The 373-nt window shown below is 42.4% G+C and carries 1 rRNA gene; it reads left to right on the forward strand.

Features of this window, described 5'->3' with window-relative positions:
• The first annotated feature begins 18 nt into the window (after window positions 1–18).
• A 5S ribosomal RNA gene (gene rrf / locus JIG41_RS09855) occupies window positions 19–133 on the forward strand.
• The last annotated feature ends 240 nt before the right edge of the window (window positions 134–373 follow it).

Consider the following 373-nt stretch of genomic DNA (forward strand, 5'->3'; position numbering starts at 1 on the left):
GATTAACAACCAAATTTGCTTGGTGACAATAGCGTTTTGGACCCACCTGATTCCATGCCGAACTCAGTAGTGAAACGAAACAGCGCCGATGATAGTGTGGCATTTGCCATGTGAAAGTAGGACATCGCCAGGCTCCTAATTAGAGAAACCCGTTGCAGAAATGCAGCGGGTTTTTTGCGTTCAGGGCTAAATTGTCCAGCACTATGCCTAGATTGCATACAAAGATAAAAGGCGCATAAGCGCAAGGTGAAGAGACGTAGGAGATGTATGGACTCCTCCCCTAAATAGGGTAAGTACGGTATAAAGAAATTGCAAAACCACTTTTACCAATAAGGAATCCATACATGTCAAAATTTAACTTAATTTGTATCGA

Origin of the sequence: Pseudoalteromonas sp. bablab_jr011, from assembly GCF_016464045.1 — a bacterium.
GTDB classification, from domain to species: Bacteria; Pseudomonadota; Gammaproteobacteria; order Enterobacterales; family Alteromonadaceae; genus Pseudoalteromonas; species Pseudoalteromonas lipolytica.